Annotated in this window: 5 protein-coding genes; 1 reads left to right on the top strand and 4 read right to left on the bottom strand. The window is 72.2% G+C overall.

Annotated features, from left to right (window positions below; translation table 11 throughout):
- Nucleotides 1-349: SDR family oxidoreductase (locus VFW24_11540; GenBank protein HEX5267397.1), on the top strand; the 349-nt coding region annotated here is incomplete at its 5' end.
- Here VFW24_11540 and VFW24_11535 read toward each other — a convergent pair.
- From VFW24_11535 to VFW24_11520, 4 genes are all read right to left on the bottom strand, one after another.
- Nucleotides 346-1254: a VOC family protein gene (locus VFW24_11535; protein HEX5267396.1), complete on the bottom strand. Its 909-nt coding sequence runs from the start codon at nt 1252-1254 to the stop codon at nt 346-348. The genes VFW24_11540 and VFW24_11535 overlap by 4 nt on opposite strands.
- 30 nt (nt 1255-1284) lie before the next feature.
- On the bottom strand, nt 1285-2121 hold the full coding sequence (locus tag VFW24_11530; GenBank protein HEX5267395.1) for an ATP-binding cassette domain-containing protein: 837 nt from the start codon (nt 2119-2121) through the stop codon (nt 1285-1287).
- A complete protein-coding gene (locus tag VFW24_11525; GenBank protein ID HEX5267394.1) occupies nt 2118-4100 on the bottom strand; it encodes an ABC transporter permease in 1983 nt (660 codons plus the stop codon). The genes VFW24_11530 and VFW24_11525 overlap by 4 nt, the downstream gene beginning before the upstream one ends.
- 120 nt (nt 4101-4220) lie before the next feature.
- Nucleotides 4221-4997: acyl-CoA dehydrogenase family protein (locus VFW24_11520; protein HEX5267393.1), on the bottom strand; the 777-nt coding region annotated here is incomplete at its 5' end.

Below are 4997 nucleotides of genomic sequence, written 5' to 3'. Positions count from 1 at the left end.
GCGGGTCGTAACCATCACCTCGGACGCGGCGCGGGCCGGAGACCGACTCCAGTCGGTGTACGCCGCCGCCAAAGCGGCCGGGACCAGCTTCTCCCGCTGCCTGGCGAGCGAGGTGGGTCAGGCGGGCGTGACCGTGAACTGCGTCTCGCTGGGATCGATCCGACCCGACTACGACCCGGCGGCGCCCATGGACGAGGAGACCACCCGTCGCTTCCGCCGCTACCCGCTGCGCCGGCCGGGCCGGCCCGAGGACGTGGCCCCGATGGTCGCCTTCCTGGCCTCCGACGGCGCGGCGTGGATAACCGGCCAGGTCCTCGGCGTCAACGGGGGATACACGTTCGGCCTCTAGACCGGCCGGCGCGGGTCCCCGGGGATCCTGCTGGTCGTGAAGGCGAGGACGGCGCCGAAGGCGTCGGCCGGATCGATGGTGACGGTCTCCCCGGCCCGCTCCCCGGCACCCACCCCGATCCTTTCGAGGTGGCGCGCCACGGCGTCCAGGTCCCTCACCCGCCAGGTGACGGAGTGGGGCAGCTCACCGTTGGCCGCCAGGTCGAGCCCGAGCGGGGCGTCGGGAGCGCGGGGCTCGGCCAGCTCGACCACCGTGTCCGGGCCGACGAGGACGAAGGCGCTCCGAGCCGTCTCCGTGGTCTCCTCGTGGAACACCAGTCCGCCGAGGGCCTCCTCGTAGACGGCGCGGGCCCGGTCCAGGTCCGCTACGACCGTCGTCAGGTGCGACGGGGCTTCGATGCCCAACGGGTGTCCGGACCTCCAGAAGGCGTCGGACCAGCCGGGCGAGAAGCGGGGGTCGTAGGTGCCCCAGCGGCCGTCGAAGGCCTGGAACTCGAGCAGGCCGTGGGTGTCCTTCGGGTGGGTGAACAGGGTGCCGCCGACCTCGTCCTCGCTCTCGAACAGTCCCCCCCCGGGCCGGGCCACCCGGACGCCGCAGGCCCGCAGGCGCCGGAACAGGCCGAGCCGGTCGTCCTCGTCGATGTACCACGACAGCGAGTGCAGGTGCTGGCCGAACCGGGCGTGGAACCGACTGAGGGGCATGCCGGCGTCGGCGGGGTCGGAGCTGGCCTCGATCGTCTCCATCATGAAGTCACCGATGAGGCCGAGGGTGGCCCAGCGCTTCTCGGTCTCCCCCCACTGGTGGGTCATGAACCGCTGCCGGCCGAACACCCGGTCGTAGAAGGCGTCGGCGGCGTCGAGATCGTCGACGACGTGGATCAGATGGAAGAACTTCCCGATGGCCACGCGTTGCTCGCTCCGGGCCCGGTGGCCCCGCTACCGGGGCGAAGCGACCGGCTCCCCCGACGCCCCCGTCCGGCCCGCGGGGGCAACGGGGTCCTCGCCCAGGTACGCCGCCTTCACCACCGGGTCGGCGCGCACCTGCTCCGGGGTGCCGACCGCGATCAGCTGGCCGAAGTCCAGCACGTGGATGGTGCTGCACAGGCTGAGGACCATGGCCACGTCGTGCTCCACCAGGAGCAGCGAGATGCCCTCGTCCCGGACCGTCCGGCGCAGGGCCTCGGCGAGGCGGAGGGCCTCGGCGGCGTCGAGCCCGGAGAGCGGCTCGTCGAGCAGCACGACCGTCGGGCCCCCCGCCAGGGCGCGGCCGACCTCGACCAGCCGGGTGGTGCCGAGGGGCAGGACGTCGACGACCGTCTCGGCCAGGTCGTGCAGGCCGAGCAGGTCGAGGAGCGACTCGACGCGGTCGTTCTCCTCCTTGTCCGGCTTGCGCAGGCCCGCCCCGCTGAACATGTCCTTCCACAGTCGGGACCGGTTCTTGCGGACCCGGTAGGCCAGGGTGAGGTGCTGGCGCACCGTGAGGCCCATGAACATCTCGGGCTGCTGGAAGGTGCGGGCCAGGCCCAGCCGGGCCCGGGCCTGCGGGCTGGCGCCGGTGACCTCGCGGCCCGCCACGTAGACCCGGCCGTCGGCGGGCCGGATCAGCCCCGAACAGACCCCGAACAGGGTGCTCTTGCCGGCGCCGTTGGGCCCCACCAGCCCGATCAGGCAGCCCGGCGGGACGGTCACCGTCACCGACGACAGGGCGGTCAGGCCGCCGAAGCGCACGGTGACGTCGCGGGCTTCGAGGACGGGGGCGGTGTCGTCGCTCACTGGTGCACCCCGGCGGTCAGCGTCGGCGACAGCCCGGCTCCGTCCGGCGCCGGGCGGCGACCGGACCGGACCCGCTCCAACAGTCCCCGCAGCTGGCGGGCCTGCATGGCGATCACCCCGTCGGGGTTCTTGGCCACCGCAACGGCCCCGAGGCCGAACAGGATCGGCGGGATGTTGGCGAACCAGTCGGGCAGGTAGGACTGGGCCACCCCGGGCAGCAGGGTGAAGCTGATGCCGGCCACCAGGGCGGCGGTGTTCGACCGGATCCCCTGGGTGACCAGCACCGCCAGCCAGATCACGCCGATGAACGTGGCGTAGTTGGTCGGCTGCGCCACCCCCAGCTCCATGGCCCACAGGGCCCCGCCGATCCCGGCGACGAACGCCGCCAGCCCGGCCACCAGGACCTTCATCTGCAGGACACTGATCCCGATCGTCTTGGACGCGGGATCGCTCCAACGCACGGCCGTGAGGGCCATGCCGGTGGTCGAACGCCGCAGGTTGACGATGAAGAGCCCGATGACGGCGAACACGGCCAGCCCCAGATAGGTGAAGGCCCGGTCCCCGGCGGCGAAATGGGGACGGTCGAGATTCAGGCCGAGCCCGTTGTTGAGGAACGTCTGCCGGGTGAAGACGAGGTTCTCCATCAGCAGCCCGAAGGTGAGGGTCACGAGGGCCACGTACAGATCCCCGAGCCGGATGGTCAACATCCCGATCAGCACCCCGAACGGGGCGGCCACGATCCCGCCTGCGAGCACGGCCAGCAGGGCGGGCCAGCCGTGGTTGGCGGCCAGCTGACCGGCGGTCAGGGCGCCGATGCCCCCGAAGGTGGCCATGCACAGCCAGACCATGCCCCCCTCTCCGGTGACCAGGCTGAAGGAGAGGTACAGCACGCCGAAGGCGACGCCCTGAGCCAGAAGCCCGATCCAGAACCCGTGGAGGATGAAGGGCAGCACGGCTACCAACACCACCCCCGCCAGCGCCGGCCTCCAGCTCAGAGGTCGGGTGGCGGCGCGCTCGAGATCGACGGTGGCCCCGCCACTGCGCTCGTCCCCCTGGACGGCGATGGCCCGGTCGAGGGCGCCTCCCACCCCTTCGCTCTCGCTGACCCGGCCGGTGCGGATGATGTAGTACACGAGGAAGATGGCGGTGACGCCAAAGGGGATGCTGTCCAACACCGCGGTGGTGAGCGAGCTGGCCGGCGGCATGTAGTCCTGGACCAGGGCGTTGACGATGCCCATGGCGAGGCCGACGAGCACGGCGACCGGGAGGTTGCGGAGCTTGGCCGCCACCACCGCCGCGAACGCCGCCGCCATCAGCTCGATGTACTGGCTCGGATCGAGCCCGATGGTCGGGGCCGAGAGCACGCCCGCCAGCCCGGCCAGGAAGGTGCTCACCGCCCACACGCCGATCGAGACCGCGGTCGGGTTGGTCCCCGACAGCGACGTCATGGCCGGCGAGTCCACCATGGCCCTGACCCGCAGGCCCAGGTCCGTGTAGCGCAGGATCAGGGCGCCGGCGACCCCGACGAGGATCACGCAGGCGTAGACGATGACCTGGTCCAGGGTGACCGCCACGCCTGCCACGTGGAAGACGTGCACGGGCTCGGGCGCCAGGCCCGGGGCCTTGAGGATCGACTCGTTCCCGAACATCAGGATCGCGAGGGGAGGGATCGTGACCGACAGACCGAGCGTCGCCACCACCTTGACGAGCGGGGACGCCAGGCGGAGCAGCCGGAACAGCACCGCGTAGAGGAACACCCCGAGGCCCGGGCCGACCAGCAGCAGGGACACCACTGCCGCCTCGGGGATCCCCCAGCCGTGCTGACTGTGGAGGAAGTAGAAGAACCGGGCCACGAAGTAGGCCAGGGCGCCGAAGGCGAAGTTCAGGACTCCCGCCGACTGGTAGGTGACGACGAGGCCCGCCGACGCGATGGCGTAGATCCCGCCGAGCGCCAGCCCGGCTATGACGTACTGCAGCACCAGTCAGCTCCCCTCGCGCCCGTTGTGAGCGACTGTACAGATGCCGGTCCCGCGACAAAAGGGCACGGTGCGTCCGGAGTCGACGGGGGCTTTGACCGTTTCGGGCGGGTCGTTCCAGGACTAGGCGTTGCGGAGCGTCTGGCTCCAGGGCAGGCCCCGGTCGGCGGCCGGCTCCCGGGGCAGGCCGAGCACCCGGTCGCCGATGATGGTGCGCTGGATCTGGTCGGTGCCGCCGGCAATGGCGTTGGAAGGGCTGCCGACGCAGCCCATCGCCAGGCTGCGGCGGCCGCGCCGGCCGATCCCCGAGCTCCCCGGCTGGGGGGAGTAGCCCTCCTCGAGGACGGCCCCGGCCGGCCCGAGCAGCACGGGCGCCCACTCCGCCAGGCGGCGCCCGGCCCGGGAGACGGCCAGCTTGCCGAGAGAACCCTCCGGCCCCGAGCTGCCTCGCGCCCGCATCACTCCGGCGCGCAGCTGGAGGAGGCGCACCACCTCGGCGTCCACCCAGTGGCGCATCAGCTCGTCCCGGAGGGCCCGGGCCGCCGGTGACGTCTTGTCCGCCCGGGCCGCCCACGCCTCCACCACCGCCGCCACCGCGCCGTGGCCGCGGGCCGGCACCTCCGGCATGTTGTAGCGCTCGTAGACGAGGGTGTGCTGCGACACCTTCCAGCCGTCGTTGACCGGGCCCAGGCGTTCGGCGTCGGGGATGCGCACGTCGGTGAGGAAGACCTCGCTGAACTCGGCGCTGCCGGTCATCTGCCGGAGGGGGCGCACCTCGACGCCGGACGCGTGCATGTCCAGCACGAACTGGGTGAGGCCCGCATGCTTGGGGGCGTCAGGGTCGGTGCGGGCGAGCAGGATGGCCATGTCGGCGCCCTCGGCGCCCGACGTCCAGACCTT

Source organism: Acidimicrobiales bacterium (assembly GCA_036273495.1).
In the GTDB taxonomy this organism is placed as follows: domain Bacteria; phylum Actinomycetota; class Acidimicrobiia; order Acidimicrobiales; family JAJPHE01; genus DASSEU01.
Note: the sequence above shows the minus strand (reverse complement) of the source record. Positions and strands in the feature narration are given on the sequence as shown.